The 22410-nt window shown below is 62.2% G+C and carries 23 protein-coding genes and 1 tRNA gene; 5 read left to right on the top strand and 19 right to left on the bottom strand.

What is annotated here, in order from left to right:
- Nucleotides 1-356 precede the first annotated feature (356 nt).
- The 4 genes from NKH93_RS12280 to NKH93_RS12295 form a co-directional block, all read right to left on the bottom strand.
- Nucleotides 357-845: an NUDIX hydrolase gene (locus NKH93_RS12280; protein WP_352766771.1), complete on the bottom strand. Its 489-nt coding sequence runs from the start codon at nucleotides 843-845 to the stop codon at nucleotides 357-359.
- Nucleotides 846-1067: 222 nt separating this feature from the next.
- A complete protein-coding gene (gene gpt / locus NKH93_RS12285; protein WP_023674762.1) occupies nucleotides 1068-1568 on the bottom strand; it encodes a xanthine phosphoribosyltransferase in 501 nt (166 codons plus the stop codon).
- A 112-nt stretch (nucleotides 1569-1680) separates the two neighbouring features.
- Entirely contained in the window at nucleotides 1681-2514 is an 834-nt protein-coding gene (locus tag NKH93_RS12290) for a universal stress protein (protein WP_352614077.1), read from the bottom strand.
- A gap of 78 nt (nucleotides 2515-2592) precedes the next feature.
- Nucleotides 2593-3342, bottom strand: coding sequence for a competence/damage-inducible protein A (locus tag NKH93_RS12295; RefSeq protein ID WP_352474047.1), 750 nt, complete (start codon nucleotides 3340-3342; stop codon nucleotides 2593-2595).
- Nucleotides 3343-3489: 147 nt separating this feature from the next.
- On the opposite strand from NKH93_RS12295, the gene NKH93_RS12300 reads away from it, so the two are divergent.
- Complete coding sequence (locus NKH93_RS12300; RefSeq protein WP_352970488.1) at nucleotides 3490-4476, top strand: alpha/beta fold hydrolase; 987 nt, start codon at nucleotides 3490-3492, stop codon at nucleotides 4474-4476.
- An 88-nt stretch (nucleotides 4477-4564) separates the two neighbouring features.
- On the opposite strand, the gene NKH93_RS12305 is transcribed toward NKH93_RS12300, so the two are convergent.
- The 8 genes from NKH93_RS12305 to NKH93_RS12340 all read right to left on the bottom strand — a co-directional run bounded on the left by NKH93_RS12305 (nucleotide 4565) and on the right by NKH93_RS12340 (nucleotide 11258).
- Nucleotides 4565-5458 carry a carbohydrate ABC transporter permease gene (locus tag NKH93_RS12305; RefSeq protein WP_023674766.1) on the bottom strand — a complete coding sequence of 298 codons (894 nt, stop codon included), beginning with the start codon at nucleotides 5456-5458 and terminating at the stop codon, nucleotides 4565-4567.
- Between the two features lies 1 nt (nucleotide 5459).
- Nucleotides 5460-6311, bottom strand: a complete 852-nt coding sequence (locus tag NKH93_RS12310; RefSeq protein WP_502894452.1) for a carbohydrate ABC transporter permease — start codon at nucleotides 6309-6311, stop codon at nucleotides 5460-5462.
- A 183-nt stretch (nucleotides 6312-6494) separates the two neighbouring features.
- A complete protein-coding gene (locus NKH93_RS12315; RefSeq protein WP_352970491.1) occupies nucleotides 6495-7820 on the bottom strand; it encodes an ABC transporter substrate-binding protein in 1326 nt (441 codons plus the stop codon).
- 33 nt (nucleotides 7821-7853) lie between these two features.
- The gene (locus tag NKH93_RS12320) at nucleotides 7854-8939 is read right to left on the bottom strand and encodes an ABC transporter ATP-binding protein (protein WP_352970493.1); all 1086 of its coding nucleotides are present in this window, start codon (nucleotides 8937-8939) and stop codon (nucleotides 7854-7856) included.
- 165 nt (nucleotides 8940-9104) lie between these two features.
- On the bottom strand, nucleotides 9105-9344 hold the full coding sequence (locus NKH93_RS12325; protein ID WP_023674770.1) for a DUF2188 domain-containing protein: 240 nt from the start codon (nucleotides 9342-9344) through the stop codon (nucleotides 9105-9107).
- A 28-nt stretch (nucleotides 9345-9372) separates the two neighbouring features.
- Nucleotides 9373-9666, bottom strand: a complete 294-nt coding sequence (locus tag NKH93_RS12330; protein ID WP_352749379.1) for a DUF982 domain-containing protein — start codon at nucleotides 9664-9666, stop codon at nucleotides 9373-9375.
- 61 nt (nucleotides 9667-9727) lie between these two features.
- The gene (locus tag NKH93_RS12335; RefSeq protein ID WP_352970495.1) at nucleotides 9728-10045 is read right to left on the bottom strand and encodes an SH3 domain-containing protein; all 318 of its coding nucleotides are present in this window, start codon (nucleotides 10043-10045) and stop codon (nucleotides 9728-9730) included.
- Between the two features lie 109 nt (nucleotides 10046-10154).
- Nucleotides 10155-11258 (bottom strand): NADH:flavin oxidoreductase/NADH oxidase, encoded by a 1104-nt coding sequence (locus tag NKH93_RS12340; RefSeq protein ID WP_352970497.1) that lies wholly within the window; start codon nucleotides 11256-11258, stop codon nucleotides 10155-10157.
- Nucleotides 11259-11411: 153 nt separating this feature from the next.
- Here NKH93_RS12340 and NKH93_RS12345 point away from each other — a divergent pair, with 153 nt between their 5' ends.
- Complete coding sequence (locus tag NKH93_RS12345) at nucleotides 11412-11990, top strand: NUDIX domain-containing protein (protein ID WP_352970499.1); 579 nt, start codon at nucleotides 11412-11414, stop codon at nucleotides 11988-11990.
- 54 nt (nucleotides 11991-12044) lie between these two features.
- On the opposite strand, the gene NKH93_RS12350 is transcribed toward NKH93_RS12345, so the two are convergent.
- The 4 genes from NKH93_RS12350 to NKH93_RS12365 all read right to left on the bottom strand — a co-directional run bounded on the left by NKH93_RS12350 (nucleotide 12045) and on the right by NKH93_RS12365 (nucleotide 14170).
- Nucleotides 12045-12227 (bottom strand): hypothetical protein, encoded by a 183-nt coding sequence (locus tag NKH93_RS12350; RefSeq protein ID WP_352474057.1) that lies wholly within the window; start codon nucleotides 12225-12227, stop codon nucleotides 12045-12047.
- Between the two features lie 27 nt (nucleotides 12228-12254).
- Nucleotides 12255-13517, bottom strand: a complete 1263-nt coding sequence (locus NKH93_RS12355; RefSeq protein WP_352474058.1) for a hypothetical protein — start codon at nucleotides 13515-13517, stop codon at nucleotides 12255-12257.
- A gap of 174 nt (nucleotides 13518-13691) precedes the next feature.
- Nucleotides 13692-13780, bottom strand: a tRNA-Leu gene (locus NKH93_RS12360).
- Nucleotides 13781-13855: 75 nt separating this feature from the next.
- On the bottom strand, nucleotides 13856-14170 hold the full coding sequence (locus NKH93_RS12365; protein ID WP_352970502.1) for a tyrosine-type recombinase/integrase: 315 nt from the start codon (nucleotides 14168-14170) through the stop codon (nucleotides 13856-13858).
- 481 nt (nucleotides 14171-14651) lie between these two features.
- On the opposite strand from NKH93_RS12365, the gene NKH93_RS12370 reads away from it, so the two are divergent.
- From NKH93_RS12370 to ade, 3 genes are all read left to right on the top strand, one after another.
- Entirely contained in the window at nucleotides 14652-14996 is a 345-nt protein-coding gene (locus NKH93_RS12370) for a hypothetical protein (protein WP_352970504.1), read from the top strand.
- A gap of 217 nt (nucleotides 14997-15213) precedes the next feature.
- Nucleotides 15214-15666 (top strand): cupin domain-containing protein, encoded by a 453-nt coding sequence (locus NKH93_RS12375; RefSeq protein ID WP_352474063.1) that lies wholly within the window; start codon nucleotides 15214-15216, stop codon nucleotides 15664-15666.
- A 734-nt stretch (nucleotides 15667-16400) separates the two neighbouring features.
- Nucleotides 16401-18212 (top strand): adenine deaminase, encoded by a 1812-nt coding sequence (ade, locus tag NKH93_RS12380; protein WP_352970506.1) that lies wholly within the window; start codon nucleotides 16401-16403, stop codon nucleotides 18210-18212.
- A gap of 249 nt (nucleotides 18213-18461) precedes the next feature.
- On the opposite strand, the gene NKH93_RS12385 is transcribed toward ade, so the two are convergent.
- The 3 genes from NKH93_RS12385 to NKH93_RS12395 all read right to left on the bottom strand — a co-directional run bounded on the left by NKH93_RS12385 (nucleotide 18462) and on the right by NKH93_RS12395 (nucleotide 22330).
- On the bottom strand, nucleotides 18462-19625 hold the full coding sequence (locus tag NKH93_RS12385; protein ID WP_352541394.1) for an alpha/beta hydrolase: 1164 nt from the start codon (nucleotides 19623-19625) through the stop codon (nucleotides 18462-18464).
- A 132-nt stretch (nucleotides 19626-19757) separates the two neighbouring features.
- Nucleotides 19758-20831: an alpha/beta hydrolase gene (locus tag NKH93_RS12390; RefSeq protein WP_352451120.1), complete on the bottom strand. Its 1074-nt coding sequence runs from the start codon at nucleotides 20829-20831 to the stop codon at nucleotides 19758-19760.
- 104 nt (nucleotides 20832-20935) lie between these two features.
- Nucleotides 20936-22330, bottom strand: coding sequence for a hypothetical protein (locus NKH93_RS12395; protein WP_352970509.1), 1395 nt, complete (start codon nucleotides 22328-22330; stop codon nucleotides 20936-20938).
- Between the last annotated feature and the right edge of the window lie 80 nt (nucleotides 22331-22410).

The following is a 22410-nucleotide window of genomic DNA, read 5'->3' on the forward strand; positions in this document are numbered from 1 at the left end:
ATTCAAGTCCGACAATCCTCCCCTTTCGCCCCCCAAGGCTTCAAAATCCCACGCCTTCGCCGGCCTCGTAAACAGGCGGGAATGCGGCTCAAAACGCACATATTCCGGGAAAAAGACCGGCCTCGAAACTTTTCCGGTCGCACTCTCAACAGGAGCGCATGGCCTATAAAAGGCGACTCGTTTTGCGCCGTCAAGGATTCGTTTGCGTAGCTTTTATGACCCCAACATCTTGTGTGTCACATATGTGGATAACGGGGATAGAAGCGGAGCGCAGCGAAGAAGGTTCGGCTCTGGGTGGAGGCGCTTCGGCAACGACGTTCACAGCACCTGAGCGATAGGCTATGCTCGACTGAGACTCAGGAGAACCGATGCGGATCCGCGCAGAAATGGGCGATGATCTGGCTGAGGTCGGGTTCGTTGACCATGCGCACAGCCTCGGCGGCGCTGACCCACTTGCGGATGCGTGCCCGCTTTTCCTTCCAGCGGTCGGCGACCTTGTCGACCTGCAGCGGGAACACCAGCACCTCGCACGGCACTTCCTCGCCGGAATCCAGCACCTTGGCATAGAAATAGCGGCCGGCCTCGTGATGCGAGATCGTGCCGCGCAGCCCGGCCTCCTCGCCGGCTTCGCGCGCCGCCGCCTCGCAAAGCGGCTCCTTTGCTTCCGGCCAGCCCTTGGGAAGCACCCAGCGGCCGGTATCGCGGCTGGTGATCAGCATGATTTCGACGCCGTCGCCGCCATCGCGCCAGGGCAGCGCTGCAACCTGCAGGCGGGACGGCACCGTGCCGAAGAGTCGCCGGACCCGTTCGGCCAGATGGTTGTGCGTGGTTGGCCTCGTCAACATCGGAGAAGCTTGCCCCAGCTTCCAGAATCGTTTGCCGTCTTACGAATCTTACGGCTAATTATAAGCAATGAAAGTAAAAAATGTTTCACGGATGGGCCAGATTCCGTCAATCTGCGCCGATCTCAGCCTAATTGCGCGACTGCAGCAGCGTCGCGCCACGCCTTTATCGGTGTGCGGAGGTCCCCTGGGCGGACTCGGTGCATCAAGCGGCGTTGCCGCGAATCAGCCGGCGTGGTCGTCGGCGATCGGCTTCTGGTAGGTGAAGCCCATGTCCCAGGGGAAATAGATCCAGGTGTCCTGGCTGACCTCGGTAACGAAAGTGTCGACCATCGGCCTGCCTTTCGGCTTGGCATAGACGGTGGCGAAATGCGCCTTGGGCATCATCGCGCGCACGATGCCCGCCGTCTTGCCGGTGTCGGTGAGGTCGTCGATGATCAGCACGCCGGCCCCGTCATCGGCGAGCAGCGCCGGCGTGACCTCCTTCAGCACCTGCAATTGCCCCTGGCTGGTATAATCGTGGTAGGAGGCGACGCAGACCGTCTCGATGATGCGGATGCCAAGTTCGCGCGAAATGATAGCCGCCGGAACCAGGCCGCCGCGCGTGATGCAGACGATCGCCTTCCATTGCCCCTTGTTGGCGCCGGCAAGCCGCCAGGCGAGCGCGCGCGCATCGCGGTGGAACTGGTCCCAGGAGACCGGGAAGGCTTTTTCGGGCAGGGACATCTTTCGCGCACTCTGCAAAGCGCGCATCGCGCGCAGACACCATGGAATGCGCGCGGAATTAACTGGAAAGGCTTGGCCTTGGCAAGGGGCGTGGAAAGCTATCCCTGTGAACCTACCGCGACAGAAAGGCCGCCACGGGTGCGGTGCGTAGCACCGTTCGCGTCACCCCGCCGAACAGCAACTGGCGCAGCCAGGAATGGCTGTAGGCGCCGAGCACGAGCAGGTCCGCACCCGACTCGGCGACCCTGGTCTGGATGATGTCGTCGACCGAGGCGCCGCCGGACCTCAGCACCGAGACACTGACGGTCGCGCCATGCCTGGACAGCGAGGCGGCGATCTCGGCGCCGGCTGTTTCCGGCGCCTCGTCGAGCGTATCGGGCGGATCGATGACGACGATGTCCGTCTTTTCGGCCTCGATAATGAAGGGCAGGGCATCGAAGGCCGCGCGCGCGGCTTCCTTGCTGCCGTTCCAGGCGAGCAGCACGTGCTTGAAGCTGGTCACCAACGGACCCGAATGCGGCACCACCAGCACCGGCCGGCCGGCATCGTAGACCAGCGTGTCGACGTCGGCGCTCGGGTCGCTGCCCGATTCGCGCTGCGCGGCGATGATCAGGTCCGCGGTGCGAACGGTCGAGATGCCGGTCAGCGCACTGTCGCCGGAAAAACTTTCGAGGCTGCGCCACTCGAACGACAGGCCGGAATTCTCGATGCGCTTGTGAAAGGCGGCCTGCAACTTCTCGGCGCGCTCCCGGTTCATATCGGCGGAAACCTGCAGGAACTCGGTGTCCGGAAAGCCGGTGGCAGAGGTGTAGGGCACGGGCAGCGCCTCGGCATGGATGCCGATCAGATGGCTCTGGAATCGGCTGGCCAGCGGGATCGCGCAATCGAGGACGCGCTCGGCATCCGGTTCATTCTGCAATATGGCGACGATGGTCTTGAAGCGCATGGCAGTCCCTCACTTCATACGGCGATCCCACACGTGACAAACGTCACTGCGCGATGCTGGTTCCGTCAGGCCGGCCGATCAGCCCACTCGGCTTTCCTTGATCAAGCCAGCCACCATAGCCTCTACGTCGGCGCGTGCGGAGTCCAGCGCCTGCTGGCTGCGGGCGCGCACCACCAGTTCCGTCCAGAACTTGCCGTCGCCATATTTCGGGTAGGAGCCGATGATCGTGTCCGGATGCGCCTTCTGGATGTCGCCCAGCGGCCCGCCGATCAGGCCTTCGCCGAACGGGCATTCCACGGTTGCCGACAGCATTTTGGTGCCGGCCCGCAATGTCGGCACGACATTGTCGAGCATCGCCTGGAAAATCGCCGGCACGCCGGCCATGACATGGACGTTGCCAATGCGAAAGCCCGGCGCAACCGACACTGGATTATCGATGTGGTCTGCCCCGCGCGGCATCCGCGCCATGCGCTTGCGCGCTTCGGTGTATTCGATGCCGCGGGCGGCGTAGCTTGCCTCCAGCAGGGCGTAGGCCTTGGCGTCGTATTCGCATGGCACGCCAAAGGCCTTGGCAACCGAATCGGCGGTGATGTCGTCATGCGTCGGGCCGATTCCGCCGGTGGTGAAGACATAAGCATAGCGGGTGCGCAGCGCATTCACCGCAGCGACGATCTCGTCTTCTTCGTCCGCAACGATGCGCACTTCCTTCAGGTCGATGCCGATCGCCGTCATGATGTCGGCGAGGTGGCCGATGTTCTTGTCCTTGGTTCGGCCGGACAGAATCTCGTCGCCGATGACGAGCATGGCGGCGGTGACGATTTCGGTCATGGCAGGCTCCGGCAAACGGGTCGCCTGAGATAGCGCGGCAAACGGCCGGCGGCAATGCCGCCAAACGACGGATCCAACCTGTGCCACCTCCCTTGCAGTGGAGCCGTCGGCGGGTGATGCTGCGCCGGTTTGGGCGCTGAGGGAAAGATGCCGGTATCAATTCTGCTATGGCTACCCGGCGCGCTGTTTCTGCTGGCGCTCGTCGTGGCAGCCTATCCGCTGCTGGCGACGCTGCGGATCGCGGCGAAGGCCGAAAGGCTGGTGCCGGCCAGTGGCAAATTCATCGAGATCGACGGCAACCGCATCCATTATGTCGAGACGGGCGAGGGGCGGCCGATCGTCTTCCTGCACGGCCTCGGCGCGCAGCTTCATCAATTCGGCCACACGCTGTTCGGACGGTTCGGCCCGGACTATCGGCTGATCGCGCTCGACCGTCCGGGCTCCGGCTATTCGGTGCGGGCCAGGGCCGCCAGCGGACGGCTGTCCGAGCAGGCCGAGGTCGTGCGGCATTTTATCGACGCGCTTGGGCTGGAAAAGCCGCTGGTCGTCGGTCATTCGCTGGGTGGCGCCATCGCGCTGACGCTGGCGGTCGAGCATCCAGAGGCGATTTCCGGCATCGCCTTGCTGGCACCGCTGACCCATCTGGAGCCGGACGCGCGCGAGAAGTTCGGCCCGCTGTACATTAAGTCGCCGCTGCGGCGCCGGATCATGGCTTGTACGGTGGCGATCCCGGCGGCTCTCAAATATGCCGAAGCGACGCTTGCCTTCATTGTCGCGCCGCAGACGGCGCCGGCCGACTATATGGTCGAGGGCGGCGGCTGGTGCGGGCTCAGGCCAAGCCATTTCTACGCGACATCGACCGATGTCGTGGCGATCGCGCACGACCTTGGCCGCATCGAGCAACGCTATGGCGAGATCACCTTGCCGGCCGGCATTCTGTTTGGTGCTTCCGATCGCGTGCTGGGCATCGATATCCACGGCTGGCCGCTGATGGAAAAGATCAGCGGGCTCGATTTCGAACCTGTCGAGGGGCTTGGCCACATGCCGCAATTCGTCGAGCCGGAACGGGTCGTCGCTTTCATCGAACGCATTGCCGACCGCGCATTTGCGCCGAAGTCCGACACCAGCAGCTGACACCCTCCCGGAACGCGGTCTCGGCCGGCAGGGTGCCCGCCCCGGGCATCCCGGCCGCCGGGAATACCTCCGAACTTAATCACGTCGGCTATTCCTTCACGGCTCCGGTCATCGAGGAAACATAATGCTCGACAAAGAACGAATAGAGCACCACCACCGGCAGCGAGCCGATCAGCGCTCCCGCCATCAGCGCCCCCCATTCATAGACGTCCGAGCGCACCAGCTCGGTGAGCACGCCGACCGGCACAGTCTTGTTTTCGGACGACTGGATGAAGGTCAAGGCGTAGATGAACTCGTTCCATGACAGCGTGAATGCGAAGATGCCGGCGGAAATCAGCCCCGGTACCGACAGCGGCAGCACGATCTTGGTGAGGATCTGCCAGCGGCTCGCCCCGTCGATCAGCGCGCATTCTTCCAGCTCGAACGGGATCGAGCGGAAATAGCCCATCAGCAGCCATGTGCAGAACGGGATCAGGAAGGTCGGATAGGTGAGGATGAGCGCGAACGGCGTGTCGTAAAGCCCAAGGTTGAACACCATCACCGACAGCGGAATGAACAGGATCGAGGGCGGCACGAGATAGGCGAGGAACACCGCGAGGCCGACCTGCCGCGCCCCGGAGAACCTCAAGCGTTCGATCGCATAGGCAGCGAACACCGCAGCCAGCAGCGACAGGAACGTGGCGGCGGTCGAGATGATGATCGTGTTGAGCAGCCAGCCCGGATAAGACGTCTCGAAGAGCAGGTAGCGGATATGCTCGAGCGTCGGATGCACCACCCAGAACGGATTGAAATTGGCGTAGTCGGTCATCTCGAGGTTGGGCTTAACCGCTGTGATCGTCATCCAGTAGAACGGAAACAACAGCACGATGACGAAGATCAGCAGCGGCAGGTAGACCGTCACCACGCGGCGCGGCAAACTCTGCAGGTAGCCCATGCCGCCTTCGTCGAGTTCCGGGCGTTTGCTCGTTTCGATCGCGGTCATGTCAATCTCCGCCGCCCTGCTGCCATTTGCGGCGCTGCAGGCCAAAATAGCTGAACAGGATCGCCGCCAGCAGGAACGGGATCATGGCGACCGCGATTGCGGCGCCTTCGCCAAGCTGGCCTCCGGAAATGCCGCGCTGGAACGACAGCGTCGCCATCAGATGCGTGGCGTTCACCGGCCCGCCGCGTGTCAGCACATAGATCAGCTGGAAGTCGGTGAAGGTGAACAGCACCGAAAACGTCATGGTGATGGCGATGATCGGCGTCAGCAGCGGCAGCGTCACATAGCGGAACAATTGCCAGCGGCTGGCGCCGTCGAGCGTGGCGGCCTCGTAGAGCGACTGCGGAATCGTCTGCAGGCCGGCAAGCAGCGTGATCGCCACGAAAGGAATGCCGCGCCAGACGTTGGCGGCGATAACCGAAGCCCGCGCATTCTCCGGATCGCCGAGGAAGTTGATGCGATGGTCGATCAGGCCCATTTCCATAAGCGCCCAGGACAGGATCGAGAATTGCGAATCGTAGATCCACCAGAAGGCGATCGCCGACAGCACCGTCGGCACCACCCAGGGCAGCAGGACGATCGCGCGGAAGAACGACTTGAACGGCAGGTTCTGGTTGAGGATAAGCGCCAGCCACAGGCCGAGCGCAAACTTCAGGACCGAGGCGCTGATCGTGTAGAGCAAGGTGTTGAAGACCGAGAGCCAGAAGACGGCGTCATCCCACAGATATTCGTAGTTCTCGATACCGATGAAGATGCCGGGGCGGCCGATGCGGGCATCGGTGAAGCCGAGCCAGACGCCGAGCCCGAGCGGATAGGTCAGGAAGACCAGTAGCAGCGCCGCCGCCGGCAGCATGAAGCCGAAGCCAAGCGCGTTATGACTTTCGGACACGAACGTCAGAATGCGCGACAGCGCCGACCGGCGTGGCTGAGCGGCAGCGGAGGTCACGGCCATGGGTCGGCTCCTCTAAGGTCTCATTGAACGGCCGGGCGGCCATGCGCGATTCGAAGCCGGGCAGCATGGCTGCCCGGCTGAACCTCAAACGCGATAGTAGCGGTTTGCGCGCTTCTCGGCTTCTTCCATCGCTTCTTGTGGCGTCGCCTGGCCTGTCACCGCCTTGGCGAACATGTCGACCAGCACATAATCGGCCATGGTCGCTGCCGAGGCATAGCCAAGCGGGCCGGCATAGCCGTTGGGCCGCAGCGTCGCCGAGGCCTTGGAGTAGGCGGCATTGTTCGGATCGGCCGTCCACACCGGGTTGTTGTCGAAGGCCTTGAGCGTCTGGCAGCAATAGCCTGCCGACGACGTGATCCACTGCGACATTTGCGGATCCTCGAACATGAACTGCAGGTAGGCCTTGGCGGCGTTGGGGTAGGGCGTGTAGTCGAAGATCACGGCCGTGGTCACCTGGAACAGCTCGACGGATTTTCCGACCGGGCCGATCGGCAGGTTGGTGGTGCGGATGTCCTTGGCCATCTCGGCCAGTTTCGGATCCTTGTCCTTGTTGATCTTGGCGGTGTTGTAGGCCGAAATGCCGTTGGCGATGACGCTCAATTCGCCGGCCAGGAAGGCGCGGTTGTTGTTGACGTCGAGCCAGCTTTCGGTACCGGGAATGAAGGTCTTGTAGAGCTGCTGCGCGTATTCGATCGCCTTCAGCGTCTCGGGGCTGTTGATCGTCACCTTGCTGCTCTCGTCGACCATCTGGCCGCCATGGCTCCACAGCAGCCAGTGGGCGTAGTTGTTGCCGTCGCCGACGCCGTGGCCATGCGTGAAGCCGGCCGGGTGCCCCTTCGCCTGCAATGCCTTGCAAAGCTCGAGCAGGCCTGCCGTGTCCTTCGGAAATTCGGAGAAGCCGGCCTCTTTCACCCAGCTTTCGCGATAGACGATGGCATTGCCGATGGTCGCCAGCGGCAGGCCGAGGAACTTGCCCTGCCGTGTCGCATATTGGTGCGGTCCATCGTGCCAGCCGCCATATTTCGAGCCGAGATATTCCCCCAGCTCCGTCACGTCGTGCAGCTTGTCGGGATATTGGTGCGGGTCGTCGAACCAGACGAACATCAGGTCCGGGCCGGAGCCGACATTGGCGGCGACCGCCGCTTTCGGGCGGATGTCCTCCCAGCTTTCCTTGTCGACGCGGACCTCGACGCCGGTCGCTTCGGTAAAGCGCTTGGTGTTGGCCAGCCATTGATCCTCGTCGCCCTGCACGAAAGGCGACCAGCGCAGCAGCCTGAGCTTGGCGCCGTCCTCGGGCTTGTATTTCAACCCCTCCTGGGCAAAGGCGGGAGAGCCGATGAGCCGGCTTCCCAAGGCTCCCGCCGCAACGCCGGCGGTGGTGCGGATCACGTCACGTCTGGTGAATTTCATGCTCGCTTCCTCCTGCTTATTGTCCTTGCCGTCCTACTGCCCGATGGGCGTTTCGAACCGCTGTCCGGTTTCGCCGTGAAAGAGGTGGATGAGGCCAGGCTCGGCCGTAAGCCGGATGGTTTCGCCCGGCGTGAAGGAATGGCGTTCGCGGAAATTTGCGACGATCTCCTCGCCGCCGGCGGTGCGGCCGATGAGCTGCACTTCGGACCCTGTCGGCTCGACCACCACGACGGTGACCGGAATGCCCTGATTGTCGGACAGCCGTAAATGCTCGGGCCGTATCCCCAGCACGACCGGCTCACCATTGCCGATGGAAAGTGCCGAGGCCAACGGGACCGAAATCCCTCCGGCGCTGCGAAATGACGGCGAGCCGTCGCTTACGATCTCGCCCCTGAGCATGTTCATGGCGGGCGAGCCGATGAAGCTGGCGACAAAAAGATTGTTCGGCCGGTCGTACAGCTCGAGCGGCGGCCCGATCTGCTCGACGATGCCGTCATGCATGACGACGATCTTGTCGGCCATGGTCATCGCCTCGATCTGGTCGTGGGTGACGTAGACCGTCGTCGTCTTCAGGCGCTGGTGCAGTTCCTTGATCTCGGCGCGCATCTGCACCCTAAGCTTGGCATCGAGATTGGACAGCGGCTCGTCGAACAGGAAAACCTGCGGATCGCGCACGATCGCCCGGCCCATGGCAACGCGCTGGCGCTGGCCGCCGGAAAGCTGGCGCGGATAACGGTCGAGCAGCGGCACCAGTCCCAGGATTTCGGCCGCGCGCCGCACGCCGGCATCGCTCTCCGTCTTGGGAACGCCCTTGAGCATCAGCGAGAACGCCATGTTCTCGGCGACCGTCATATGCGGGTAGAGCGCATAGTTCTGGAAGACCATGGCGACGTCGCGCTCCTTTGGCGCAACGTTGTTGACGACACGTTTGCCGATCGCGATCTGGCCGCGCGAGATCTTTTCCAGGCCGGCGATCATCCTGAGCAGGGTCGACTTTCCGCAACCCGAAGGACCGACCAGCGTGACGAACTCGCCGTCGTCTATATCGACGCTGACCCCGTGCAGGACCTCGACGGTCCCAAATGATTTGTAGACATCGCCGATTGCGACAGACGCCATCGATCTCCTCCCGATTGATTCCTGCAACGACTTCGAAGGAAACCGCTTTCCTGCCTGGCCCGCGACGGCGCCCAGGCTCCTCCCCGGTCACGCGCGATGTGAAACGGTAGCGCTACCAAACCGACCTGTAAAGCACGCCGGCATCACCTGAATATCGACACACCGCTAATCCGAAACCTCCGTCTGCGGCCGGTCGCGGCCGTCGGCTAGCTCGTCGTGCCATTTGCCGTCGGCGTCCTCGTACTGGATGCCGTCGGTGTTGCCGGCGACCTGCTGTTCGGCCGAAGCGATCTCGGCGGCGCGCAACGCGTCCTGATGGGTGGGGAACGTTTCGGAGAATGTCGAGCCGACCTTGTAGGCCCAGCCTCCGTCATGCTCGACGATCTTGTAGGTCAGTTTCGCCATGAAACCCTCCGGTTGAAAGCCCGTTGCCTCAATGCAGCCTGTCGTCGGCCAGTCTGTCGTCTGGCAGCCTGTCGTCTGCGACCAGCACGTCCGATTCCCTGGCGGCTTCGATCAGTGCCCGGCGCGCATCCGCCGTCGAACGATAACCTTCCAGCACTTTTAGGCAAGTGTCGAGGGCATCACGATGACGCGGCCCGCGGTTGAGTGGCCAGATCGTCATCAGGCACTCCGCCGCCTCCTGGGCGCTGCGGATCTGCCGATATTTGCCGACATGGCCGAGTTCGACCACGACCGGCTTTTCAAATGGCTTGCTGTCCATCATCGCCGCCAACGCGGAGCGGCCGATTTGGTTGCAACTGCTTTTTAGCTCAGGCGAAAATAGCTCAATAGCCGCAGTCGTTGCGCAGCCAGCGTGCGTTCGCCCAGCCGGTGCGGCCGCCGATATCGACCTGGTACCAGTTTCCGCGGCGGTCGAAGATCTCGGTTTGATCGCCGTTGAACAATTGCCCGACCATGCGCGACGACGAGTTCGGCCGGACCCGAACGGCGAGAAAGCCGCTTCCCGTCGCCAGATTGTAGTGCCTGGAAAGGCCGTGCACCGTGCCTTCGCAATATTGCGCCCCGGCCGGCGTCGATGAGGCGAACGACAGCCCGGCCACAACCGCGGCGGCAGCCGCAATGGAAATCCCCCTGAACGACATGTCTCTGCTCCCCCAACCCGCCGCGCCCAGCCGCGGCCCCCGGCCACTCTACACCGGCAGAGGAACAATGCGAAGCTGTGCTGGCCGGTCCAGCGAGACGAACCCGCCGTCAGTTCGCCGCCTTCATCCAGTGCTGCATCGTCGTCACCGAGCGGGCAAGCTGCGGCGCCGGGTGGATTTCTTCGCCGAAGGTGGCCGCGGCGCGCCAGCCCCAGCGCGGATCGGCAAGAAAGGCGCGCGCCAGCGCCACCATGTCGGCGCGCCCGTCGGCGACGATCGCCTCGGCCTGTTTCGGATCGTCGATCAGGCCGACGGCCCGCGTCGGGATGCCGACGGCCTTGCGCACCGCTTCGGCCAGATGCACCTGGTAGCCGGGCCCGGAGGGCAGCTTCTGCAACGGTGAATTGCCGCCGCTCGAGCAGCAGAGATAGGCGACGCCGGCTTCCTTCAGCGCTTTTGCCACTTCGATCGCATCCTCGACCTCGAAGCCGCCATCGACCCATTCCTTGATCGACAGACGCGCCCCGAGCATCAGCCTCGGCACCGCCTTCTTCACCGCCTTGGCGATCTCGACGGCGAAACGCATGCGGTTTTCCAGCGAGCCGCCCCAGCGGTCGGTGCGCCGGTTGGAGAGCGGCGACAGGAACTGGAAGATCAGATAGCCATGCGCGGCATGCAGCTCGATGAAGTCGAAGCCGGCGCGCTCGGCCCGCCGTGCCGCTTCTGCGAAGCGTTCGATGATTTGCAGGATCTCGTCGTCCTCCAGCGCCCGCGGCACCTGCCAGCCGGTGTCGTAGGCGATCGCCGAGGCCGACACGATCGGCCACGGATCCTGATCGGCATGCAGCGGGCCGCCGCCCTCCCAGGGTTTCCGGTTGGAGGCCTTGCGCCCGGCATGGGCAAGCTGCGTACCGAATTTCGTGCCCGGTGCGGCGACACGCTTGGCTGCATCCAGCGTGCGTCGCGCCGCCGCCTCGTTGTCCTCGGAATAGAGGCCGAGACAGCCATGCGAGATGCGGCCGCGCCGTTCGACATCGGTCATCTCGACGGTGACCATGCCGGCGCCGGACATCGCCAGGTTCATCCAGTGATAGAGGTGCCAATCGCTGGCCGAGCCGTCCTCGGCCGAATACTGGCACATCGGCGCGACCGCGATGCGGTTGGGGAAGGTCAGGCCGTCGAGGGTGATCGGCTGGAAAAGCGATGAGGTCATAAAAAACTCCGGAAAGTGTTGCCGCTATTTAGGCAGCCGATTGTGCCAGCGCCAGACACGAGACGGTGAACCGGCGCTCTGGACCAATTGGTGGCCCGATTGCACGAACCGCCGTTCGCGGCTACGCCTTGCCGCGGCAGCAGGGAGTCCACCATGGAAGATCGCATTCGCATCCGCTCCGAGGAAGTCCTTTCCGACGAGTGGGCGGTTTTGAAAAAGACCGTCTTCGACTACCGCCGGCGCGACGGCAAATGGGAAACGCACACCCGCCAGACCTACGATCGCGGCGACGGCGCGGTGATCCTGCCTTTCGATCCGGAGCGCTCGACGGTGCTTCTGGTGCGGCAGTTCCGCTACCCGGCCTACGTAACCGGCCACAAGGAGCCGCTGATCGAGGCCTGTGCCGGGCTGCTCGACGAAGACGATCCCGAAACCTGCATCCGCAAGGAGGCCGAGGAGGAACTCGGCTACCGCTTGAAGGACGTGCAGCGGCTGTTTTCGCCCTATATGAGCCCCGGCAGCGTGACTGAGCGGCTCTGGTTCTTCGTCGCCCGCTACTCGCCTGCCGACCGCATTTCCGACGGCGGCGGTGCGCATGACGAAGGCGAAGACATCGAGGTTTTGGAAATGCCGATCGACGAGGCACTGGCCGGCATCCACGACGGTCGCATCATCGACGCCAAGACGATTATTTTGATCCAGCACCTGAAGCTGAACCCGGTCGGGAAGTGAAGGGTGGCGGATGTCAGGCGGGCACTGGAATCCTGCCGTTGCAATTTGAGATCGTTAGCGCAGCGTCAGTGCGCGCTCCATATCGGCGTCTTTTGAGCGATTTATGCTGTCGACAAAATCGCGATACGCTTGCTCGGTATCTTTCGAAAAACGGTCTGTAGCGACTTGCTCGAGAATTCTTTTCGCGCCTTCGCTTCTCTTGTCCTTCATGCTCTGTCCAGTGTCCTTTGCCTTCATGTCTGCGCACTCCCGTCGGAATCACCGTTAGGTCGCTTGCTGGCGAGCCATGTAACGCGAATTTATGGCAGGATCAAAGTAATGCTTGCGCTTGATCCACACCAGACCCTCTGACCTCGTAATCACGGCCACATCAACAGGACCGCCGACAGATGCCGAGGGCTTCGTCACCTTTTCCTTCAACGATTGAAGATTGATTAAGGTTTCAGCCAATTCTGCGAGTTCGTCGACCGGCAATGCCCCAAGGATCCGACGCATCGGAATAGCGTGCTCCTTTCGAGCGCGGTCCATGACAGCATCACTGATCGCTTTCCGTGCTTGGCCTATAAGATCGCCGAGGTTTGCAATTTTGGCCGGATCGAAGCCAACCGCCTTTCCAAGTTCATCAATAAATGACGCAAGCCCTTCAACTACAGCACCCATTGTGGACGAGTAGACGTCTCTACTGACGCCCGCCGAGAAAGTGTCAGCCATGTTTCGTTGCGCAAACGGCTCCATCCAGGCGGGCAACTCGTGGTCAATGTTGATGCTTTCACCGGCCAGGTGGACGTGGTGACCGGCGAGCATTCCGAATGACGTGTATGGCGCCATCGACGGAAATACGTTGCGATCGCCGAAACCAGCGAAGACCAAGCCAGCAGTGCTCATGTGATCCTGAGGCTGTTTGAAGACATCTGTCACCGCAACGGTAATAAGCTTCTCAAGGTCATCAACTTCCGGCAATTTGAATGTAGAAATCAAATCTCTTACGTACGCTATCATCTCGTCGTGAACAGAAATTATGGCCTCTTCGAGATTTTTCTCGTCGATGCATGGCAATATGTTGACGCCCGCAAGCTCCTTTTCTTTCGTGGCAACCGCGTCTTGAACCGCTTTCTTTTGATCTTCCGGAATTTTTGAATTATGCGAGGGCACGACTAGCATCGTGAAAATGGCCGAGCGAACTGCTTCGAGAAATGCCTCGTGCTGCACAGAAGCAGGGAACATTGTATTGTTCCCATCGATATATGAAAAGAACTCAGTTGCATATTCAGCGACCGAGTTGAACGATTTATCACCTAGATACCGCCGAAAATCCTTGATAACAACTTCCCACGGCACTTTGAGAAGATCGGCAGAATCAAAGATCATCACTCCGACAGGGTGACTGTTTGACAGCTGGAATATTTTGTTGGCGCCCTTGAAGTAACGTTCTTCGCGGCCGTTTTCGCCCCAATATGTCACAGTGGTCGCGCTATCAGCTGCTAGAACGACCGCCAATCTATTCATTACGCAAATTTCTGCGGTCACGACTCTCCCCCCGAAGATTGCCCGCTAAACTGCTCTCATCCAGTACCTTTGTCTACTATGGAGGGTATCCTCTGTTAGCAAAAATGCAGTCACGTTTAGGGTTGGTTTGGTGCGGACGACGGACTCGAACCCGTACGATCAGAGATCGAGGCATTTTAAGTCCCTTGCGAGGCTTGGTGTGGGCGACGGGATTTGAACCCGTAAGTGCTTGAAACACCGGCAGATTTTAAGTCTGCTGCGTATACCAGTTCCGCCACGCCCACTTCCCACATTGTGGGGAAATCCCACCGGTCTCCCACATGGCTTTCCCACACGGTCGGCTTAGGATTTGCCGTTCACTACCACGAGCCTCGGAGCCGCGCCACCTTCGAGGCGGTCAGGTTGTCGAGCAAGTGATTGGGTGCGAGGTGGGCGTAGTTCAGGGTGGTCTGGATCGACTTTTGACCCATCCAGATTTGGACGCGCCGGATGTCGATGCCACGGATGATCTGCCACGAGCAGCACGTATGCCGCGTTGTGTAGACCACGGTGTCGGACAGTCCTGGGATGTGTTCGCGGATGCTGCGCCACACCTCTATGACCTCCCACTTGCCGATGTCGCAGAGGTCGCTGTGCTGCATCAGACGATGGATGCCCTTGCGGTTCTGAGCCATCAGGCGACTGCCGGGAGATCGTGGTCGTGATGCGTTAATGGGTTGGCTGGACTAGCTTTGAAGGCGATGTCCTAAACACCGTCCTCTCCTACTCCAATGCGAGCGCCTAGTTTCCCGCAAGTTGAGATCAGCAAGGCGCCTCGCAGCGCCCTTGAACGTGGTGTCCATGATGCTTTTCTGTGTTTTTGTGGGGGGCAGGCTTTTCTTGGCCACGACTTATGAATAGTAGAAGGTAACGAGCGCTATATTTCGGCGATCTCTAATTTAGGAGTATATGATTTGTGGTGGTCAAGGTTCAAAAGAGGTTTTGCAGGAACATGGGAGGATAGACTGGACGGGATATTCTCATTGGAGATCGACTATGCTGGGAAATCCATTCTCGATGTTGGCTGCAATATGGGTGTTGTCGCCTATGAGATATCCAAGCTGAAACCCAGTTCGATCCACGGGATCGGCCAAGCCGCACATCGAGACCGCAAAGATGTTGTTGAGTGGCTCCCCGGTACATGCCAGGTTCGATCGCCTAAACCTCGGCAGCCGGCGCCTCGGCAATATCCTTCTACCGAAATACGATATCGTCCTGCTGCTGGCCGTCTATCAGCACATGCAGCGCAACATCGGCCCGGACAAGGCACGAAGGGTGCTTTCCAATATTGTGAGGCGCACCTCGAACGTCGTTGCCCGCGTTCCGCCTGGAACGGATGGCGAATTTATCGAAACGCTTTCTGACGAGGGGTTCAAGGTTAAGAGCACTCACACATCACCTCTTGGCAGTCATGTGCTGGTGCTTGAGAAACCGCCTCACGCACCTCTAAGATTGTGCTGATTTAATTCGATTTCCTCTTCTGGAGCCACCCTTGGCGTAGTTGTCTAACTCGTCGTCACCTGGAAATGTTTTTAGCGGCAGCTTCCGCGGCTACCGCGAATGCGCGTCCCCCGTTCGCAGGATGCGTTCGGGCGCTCTGCCCTGATAGACTCCAATTGGCAAGTGGATCGGCGCGCCGATACTCGACGCCGTCCTCTACAGACACTGGGAGATTGTCATGCTCAAGCTTGCCTCTGCCCTGGCACTGCTGCTTGTTGGGACGGCGCCTCTGTTTGCCGATGAGATGCCGATGAACGCCAAAGACATCAAATGGGGCCCTGCTCCTGCTGTCATTCCCGCTGGCGCGGAAATGGCTGTTGTCGCTGGAGATCCCTCAAAGGACGGCGCTTTTGTGCTGCGGTTGAAGACACCTGCGGGCTACAAAATTGCCGCACATAATCATCCCACCACGGAATACGTAACGGTGCTTTCCGGCAACTTCCATATTGGAATGGGCGATAAGTTCGACGAGGCGAAAGGCGTCGAACTGACTGCTGGCGGTTTCGGCGTCGCGCCGGCCGGAATGAATCACTTCGCCTGGACGACAAGCGATACGATCATCCAGGTTCATGGCGAGGGGCCATTCAAGATCACCTACGTCAACCCGGCAGACGATCCGAGCAAGAAATGACAGTTCGGGATCGAATTGATTTCGGCTGAAGGCTCGAACGAGTGCGTCGAACGCCGCGACCGTCGATTCAGAAGGATCCTCTAACCAGACGAAAGCTGCTTGGCCGCAACGGAATCGTATTCCGCTTGGGCCATTTTGCCGTGAATGGCGCCATAACAGAAAAACCCGCCTCGGGAGGCGGGTCGTTGGAGCCAATTGGCACCATACCCAAATTAGTAGCATAGCTGCCGGCACAAAGCAAGAACAAAGTTGCTGCGGCCGGCACAAAATGCCCTTGGCGATTGGCGAAGGCCATGGCGCATCGATCTCCCTCCTAGAGGGGGAGATGGCCGGCAGGCCAGAGGGGGTCGTCGCGCGTGGATAGGCGACCCCTCTGTCGCTTTCGGCGACATCTCCCCCTCGAGGGCAGGGCTATCGCAGATGGAACGCCGAGGCTTTCGCTCTACGACGTACCCCCACCCCTAACCCCTCCCCACAAGGGGGAGGGAGACTTCCGTTGGCGCTGACCTCGGCAAATTTGCCTGCCTTTCGGCGCCAAAAGGGGAAGTAAGGGCGCGCGGCAGCATTCCCTCCCCCTTGTGGGGAGGGTTAGGGTGGGGGTCCATCTTCGTAAGAATCCAAATGCGACAGCCCTGCCTCGAGGGGGGAGATCTGCAACTTCGCCGTCCGCGCTTACTTCCTCGCTGGTCAAAATCCTCGCGGCTTGGCACAGTCGGGCAAAGAGGAGCCTGTTGATGCCGAAGACCGCCAATGCGACGAAACCAAAACCCTGGCCCGAGATGGCGACGCATCTGGTCGATGTCGCCATGGGCCGCAAGCCCGCCGATCTCGTCATCCGCAACGGGCGCTGGGTCAACGTCCATTCGGGCGAGATCATCGCCGGCACCGACATCGCCATTGCCGGCGGCCGCTTTGCCTATTGCGGGCCGAACGCCGGCCATGCCATCGGCCAGGGCACCAAGGTGGTCGATGCCGGCGGCCGCTATCTGGTGCCGGGGCTTTGCGACGCGCATATGCATGTCGAGAGCGGCATGGTGACGGTGACGGAATTCTGCCGCGCGGTGATCCCGCATGGCACAACTTCGATGTTCATCGATCCGCATGAGATCGCCAACGTGCTCGGCCTGCCGGGCGTGCGGCTGATGCATGACGAGGCCGTCGCCATGCCGGTCAATGTACTCGTGCAGATGCCGTCCTGCGTGCCTTCGGCACCGGGGCTGGAGCATGCCGGCGCCGAACTGACCGTCGCCGACGTTGCCGAAGCGATGAGCTGGGAAAACATCATCGGGCTCGGCGAGGTGATGAATTTTCCCGGCGTCGCCGCCAACGATCCGGTGATGTCGGGCGAGATCGCCGCGACGGTGAGGGCCGGCAAGACGGTCGGCGGGCATTATGCCTCGCGCGATCTCGGCCTGCCGTTCCACGGCTATGTCGCCGGCGGCCCCGAGGACGATCACGAAGGCACGCGCGCCGAGGACGCCATCGCGCGCGTCCGCCAGGGCATGAAGGCGATGCTGCGGCTGGGCTCGGCCTGGTACGACGTGGCCTCGCAGATCAAGGCGGTGACCGAGAGCGGCCTCGACCCGCGCAACTTCATCCTGTGCACCGACGACAGCCACTCCGGCACGCTGGTGCACGAAGGCCATATGGACCGGGTCGTGCGCCACGCCATCAGCCAGGGCTTGAAGCCGGTGACGGCGATCCAGATGGCGACGCTCAACACCGCCCAGCATTTCCGGCTGGAGCGCGAGATCGGCTCGATCGCGCCGGGACGGCTCGCCGATCTGCTGATCGTCTCCGACCTCGCCGAAATGACCATCGACGAGGTCTATGGCCGCGGCGTCAGGCTGGCCAAGGGCGGCAAGCTCGAAATCGACATTCCGGCCTACGACTATCCGAAGACGGCGAAGAACACCGTCAAGCTCGGCAGGAAGCTCAAGCCCGGCGACTTCGACATCGCCGCACCCATGGGCGCCAACGAGGTGCGGGTGCGCGTCATCGGCGTGATCGAGAATCAGGCGCCGACGCGGGCGCTGGAGGCCGATCTTGCCGTCGAGGACGGGCTGGTCGCCATGGACCGCCGCAACGATGTCTGCCAGATCGCGCTGGTCGAGCGCCACAAGGGCACCGGCGGCGTCACCAACGCCTTCGTCTCCGGCTTCGGCTATATCGGCGATTGCGCCATGGCGTCGAGCGTGGCCCACGATGCCCACCACATCATCGTCGTCGGCACCAACAAGCAGGATATGGCTCTGGCCGTGAACCGGCTGGGCGAGGTCGGCGGCGGCGTCGTGCTGTTTTCCAACGGCAAGGAGCTGGCGCTGGTCGAAATGCGGATCGCCGGGCTGATGTCGGACGAGCGCGCCGAAATCGTCGCCGCCAAGGCCGACAAGCTCAGCGACGCCATGCGGCAGATGGGCTGCTCGCTCAACAACGCCTACATGCAGCACTCGCTGCTGGCGCTGGTCGTCATCCCCGAGCTCAGAATTTCCGACGTCGGCCTGATTGACGTGACAACTTTTCAGAAGGTTGATTTGTTCGTTTGAAGAATCATTGAACCCTGGAGGGACAGCGCCCCCCTCTGTCCTGCCGGACATCTCCCCCTCAAGGGGGGAGATTGGCAGTTTCGTCGACAGCGCGTTGTTCGTCAGAGTTGGAGATTGGCGAAAGCCGAAAGTGGCGGCCAATCTCCCCACTAGAGGGGGAGATGTCCGGCAGGACAGAGGGGGGCGCGAAGGATCGCTGCCGTGCGCTTTGTTCCGAACTGACGTCAACAGTGACCGCTCAGCGATCGCTCACCCGCCGGTGGCGATGGTCAGCACTTTGAACGGCGTGGTGATGACGATTTCGGCGACCGAGCCGACGGCCTTGCCGAGGCCCTGGCCGAGATTGTCGAGCTGGGCCGGCGCGGTCTCTTCGGAGGCGAGGCCGGCCGGGGCGCGCAGGCGGTCGCCGAGCAGCTGCACCAGGAACGGGTTGTCGGCGAATTTGGCGTGGTTCAGCCGGTCGCCGCCCTTGGTCTTGGTCAGGTCGACCACCGAGACGCCATAGCTGGCGAGGTCGGCCGCGTCGCCATAGTCGCCGACGCGTGGCTTGTCGCCGGAGATCAGGGTCGACAGCCTGAGCGCCCGGTCGTCGCCCGAAAGCAGCACGGCGAACGGCTTGTCGGGCTTGCCGTAGCGGTTCATCTGCTTCTTGAACACGTCGACGTCGATATCGGGTGAGGCCAGGATGACGTAGCCGAGCTTGCCGCCGAGGTCGCGGTCGCCGGTGATGGCAAGCTGGCGCAACGCTTCCATGGTCACCCAGGTCCCCATCGAATGGGCAATGATGTCGATGCTCTTGGCGCGGCTCTTGGCGAGCATGCGCAGCGTCGCTTCGAGATCGTCGCGCGCCGCATTGGCGCTTTCCTTGTCGTAGATGTAGCCGGTCGTCTTGCCGCTCGACGCCCACGAAAACAGCACCGGCGTGCCTGGGTATTTCGTGTCGTGCGCGATCTGCGTCAGCCGGTAGATACCGTCATCGAAGCCGTTGTTGAAGCCGTGCACGAAAACCAGCGCGCGGTCGCCGCGCATGGCGATGTCGGCGCCGACCGCCTTGGCGAATTGCGGCGCGCCTTCGTAGAAGGTGACGCCGGTCGCCGTGAAATCCTTCGCCGGATTGCTGTTGGCCGAGCCCTTGACCCGCTCGATGGCGCCGAGCTGGTGGATTTTGGGCACCGTCACCTCGACGCTGGCAAAGCTGGTGGTCGGCGAACGGTCGCCGTCGAACACCTGCCGGGGCTCTTTCATTGCCTTTTGCCGGGTTGTGGCGACGAAGATCCTGTGCGTCGCCGCAATGTCCGAAGCAGGCACGATGATCGTCGTCTTGTTGAGCAGATCGTGCGTGTTCTGGCCGGCGCAGCCGGTAACCGCGAGCGCGAACGCAACGACGAGAAAGATCTTCGAAGGCACGATCACGCGGGCTCCCGCAAAGGCGACGTCGAGCCGGAGACGTCTTGGCCTATTCGATAGAGGCAGAGGCCGGCACGGTCCAGTTCAAACTGTTCCGATGGTGCGGCAATGGTCAACGGTCGCTGCCGCGCAATGCAGCTATTGTCCGACCGAGGCGATGCGGTCTGTCACCTCGCGGTCGCTGGCAAACCCGTCATCCTCGCGCAGCTTCTGGCCGATCAACTGCACCAATTCCGGATTATCGGCGAATTTGGTGTGGTTGAAGCGGTCGGTTCCCTTGACGCTGGAGAGATCGACGACCGACACGCCATAGCTGGCGAGGTCGGCGGCGTTCTTGTAGTCGCCGACGCGCGGCCGCGCACCGGCGATCAGGCCGGAGAGCCGCAGCGCCCGGTCGTCGTCGGAGAGCAGCAGGATGAACGGCTTGTCCGGCTTGCCGTAGCGGCGCATCTGGCTCTTGAACACGTCGACGTCGATGTCGGGCGAGGCCAGCACGACGTCGCCGAGCTTGCCGCCCAGATCACGGTCGCCGGTGATGGCGAGCTGGCGCAACGCCTCCATGGTAACCCAGGTCCCCAGCGAATGGGCAACGATGTCGATGCGTCGCGCGCCGGTCTGCGCCAGCATTCTCAACGTCACTTCCAGCTGGTCGCGGGCAACGCTGGCGCTTTCCTTGTCGTAGACGTAGTCGGTGGTCTTGGCGCCCGACGCCCAGGAAAACAGCACCGGCGTGCCCGGATAGCCGGAATCATGGGTGATCTGGGTGACGCGGTAGACTGCGTCGTCGAAGCCGGTGTTGTAGCCGTGGACGAAGACCATGACACGGCCGCCGCGCGCCGCGATGTCGGCGCTGAGGGCGCTGGAGAATTTCGGCTGGGTGTCGTAGCCGACGACCTCGGAAGCCATGAAGTATTTGGCCGGATCGTCCGACTTGCCGCGCGAGCGCCGCTCGATCTGGCCTGTCTTGTGAATGCCGGGGACGGTGACGTTGACGCGGGCATAGTTCAGCGTCGCCGAACGCTCGCCGTCGAAGACCTTGTTGGGATCGTCGGAGCGCTTGCGCGTCGTGGCGATGAAGATCGAGTGATTGCCGGCGATTTCCGTCACCGGCACTGCCATCATGGCGCTGCCGAGCAGTTCCTCGGTTTGGCGGCCGCCGCAGCCGGCGAGCAGCGCGGCAAGGACAATGATGCAAATCGTCTTCAAGGGCACTTAAGCAATTCCACTCCGGCCTGACCAAAGGCCCATCCACCTCCGCCGCACCTCCCGGACAGGCGAAGTGCGGCAGAAGTAAGTCGCAGGCGCCCGAAATGCGCTCAGCGCCGCGCGACTGCCATCGCACTGTTGCGCGAAAGCCAGAACGGCGGCAGGAACGCCGGAATGTTGGAAAACGGCAGCACTTCCGGCTTCAGTCTTATGCCAAGCACGTCGCGCATGAAGGCGCGGCGCGCCTCGATGCGGCGCCAGGCTTCGGGATAGCGCGCCGCGATCTCTTCGCGCAGCGCCTCGTCGGCCAGCGCGATGCCGTCCTCGATGTTTGTGGTGAAATAATCGGTGCCGGTCGCCGGGATGATGTCGACCTGCAACGCCATGCCCGACTTCAATCTGATGTCGGAGCCGGAAAATACCGGCGAATGCATCCATTCGTCGATATGGATGAGATGGCCGGGGTTGAGCGCTACGCCGAAGAACCGATCGCCGATGCGCTCGTGCACCGCTTGCCACAACGCGCCGCCGGGAACGCCGATGCCGACCGTCTCGTACCAGTCGACGACGGCGCAGAAATAGGGCGCGACCAGCTTCTCGACATAGTCCTGGATGCCCCTCGGAAGCTCGGCCGCGTCCTCGACCAGAAAACCGGCGCGGGCATTGAGCGAGCCCTGGATGCCATAGGCCATGGTGATCGGGTCGCCGCGCTTGATGACGTCAAGACGCGGGCTCGGCAGGCCATAGGCCGCCCGCCTGCCGGCCGACAGCATCGGGTGGCAGCATTGCGGCAGGCCGTTGATGCCCATCAGCCGCGCCGCCTGCAATTCGGTCATGCCGGGTTCGATGCCTTGCAGGACATTGCGCAGGCCTTGCGAGGAATAGGTCGCGGCGAATTCGAACGCGGCCAGTTGGTCGGCCTCGTTGATGGCGCGCAGGCCGTCGGCAGGGTTCATCAAAAGGTTCGCCGCGTTGATGATCACGCCCCTATCGCCGGCAAGGCTGCGCAGCGTGTCGGCGATGAAGGACGGCAGGTCGAGCGTCGTTTCGCCAAAACCCGCATCGCCGGGGCCGAACGGCTTCCAGCCGATGGCGCCGATGCGCTGGCCGGCTTTCAGGCCGCAACCGACGAGGATGTCGGCCAGCGGTTGCGAGCGGTCGCGCGGCTGCGCCGGCAGCGAAAACGTCTGGTAGAGCACGCGCTCGTACGGCCCGTCGCAGATCTCGGCATAGCCCCAGCCCTCATTGCCGACCAGCAGTTTCGGCGGCTTGCCGGGAACGATGACCAGCAGCGTCTCCTCGAAGCGCGGATCGTAGCCGCAGAGGTAGGCGACATTGGCCGCATGTTCGCGGTCGCCATAGACGACGAAGGCATCGAACCCGCCGCGCGCGACCAGTGCCGCTATGCGGGCCTCATAGGTGGCGCGCGTAACCAGCGGCATCACCGTCGGCTCGCCGAACTCCGGCAGCGACACGGTTTTCTGGGCCACCGATGCGACAGGCATGAACACACGCTCCTAACGGCCAACGAGGTTTTGGGAACACCCTTTCGGGTGGCCGGACAATGGCTTCGCGAGGCCGGATA

It is taken from the genome of Mesorhizobium sp. M0954, assembly GCF_040319155.1.
GTDB lineage: Bacteria > Pseudomonadota > Alphaproteobacteria > Rhizobiales > Rhizobiaceae > Mesorhizobium.